Raw genomic sequence first — 1,330 nt, forward strand, 5'->3', positions numbered from 1 at the left:
ACTACTGAACCGTTTTCTCGCCACGTTACTACTCCTGCTTGGTCGTGGCATTCTACCTATGCCCGTGGTCTAAATCATGGGGTCCACTATATACACTGTTCACAATGCGGGTTTGACAGAGTAACTCCAAAGCGATTTCTACAGTTAGCGCATCGCTCGGATAATGGTTCCTGGTGGACTGGACATTTCACCATCCACAATGCATTGAATACATCCGCATGAAATCCTAACTGATAGCATTGGGGGCAATGTCGATTAGTCATCACTCTAGAGGAGCGATTTTTGGCAATGCGTAAGATTTCAGTGCGGTGAGGTTCTAATATGGTGGAACCTAGGTTTTTAAGGTGGGTTGATACGCTAAGTCCGATATTTTTTGACTTACTCCGGTATAACCTGCTGTTTGAAAACACAAGTCGCCGAAATTTATTGAAATCACTCTCATATGGATGAGCAAAATAGTTGCCTAAATTCATTCCATTAGATCTCTAAAGGTAGAAGAAGGGATTAAACTGGAGGCTTCAATACAAGTACGAATCATTTCTTCATTCAAAGCCTGGAGTCCGTACTTCGGCAAATAATCTATTAGCAGCGGGGCAAGAGTGCTTATCAGATGCTTCATTTTCCAATGTGTGACGCCTTTAGGTTTGGCTTTAGTGAAGGCTGCCCAAAGAAGTGCTGCGCTCGACTGCAACTTCCACTGCTTTTGCTTCGCTTCGTTTAAATAATGATAAGTTATAGATAAATTATCACTGTTTAGATAACGAGTAGAGTCAAATAGAGCAAGGACCTGCTTAAGGTCTGATTGACTGCGAATGGTTTTAAATTCATAGACTTGTAAGAAAAATCGACCCATCAGCTGGTCAAAGAGGTCCGGTGAGTGAGAAACCTGTTCGTACAGCGGTTTAATCTGGTTTTTATTGGCGATCAGGAAGAAGTATCCGGCAACCCCATTCTTAATTAACGCATCCTGCAACATGGCCAAGCCACTCAACTGCTCAATGGAACAGTTTTGGGCTTCGTCAATCAGGAAAACAATGTCGGCATGGTAGTCGTGGAGCGAAATTGCGTCCAAACAAGCGTTAATGATGTCAAACTTAAGTTCACTTTCGGTTTTTCGAATGGAAGCCGTTGGATCGAATTCTTTGAGGATCTCCTGAAACAATACTCGTTGTGATCGAGATCGAGTGGAAGGCACACTACCGGAAATAGTTGCAAGATTTAGGTTCGACTGGGAATGCGTATTTTTGCCCCACGTGAACACTGATTTTCACCACTCGTGAACACCTGTTTTTATCACACATGAACACCCTTTTTGCGGCAACGTGAACAC

Annotated in this window: 1 protein-coding gene; it reads right to left on the reverse strand. The window is 43.2% G+C overall.

All coding sequences use genetic code 11. The features are described 5' to 3' along the window. Positions 1-469: 469 nt before the first annotated feature. Positions 470-1,162, reverse strand: coding sequence for a P-loop NTPase family protein (locus tag G565_RS0120970; protein WP_028672544.1), 693 nt, complete (start codon positions 1,160-1,162; stop codon positions 470-472). Positions 1,163-1,330 lie beyond the last annotated feature (168 nt).

The organism is Saccharospirillum impatiens DSM 12546 (assembly GCF_000423605.1).
GTDB lineage: Bacteria > Pseudomonadota > Gammaproteobacteria > Pseudomonadales > Natronospirillaceae > Saccharospirillum > Saccharospirillum impatiens.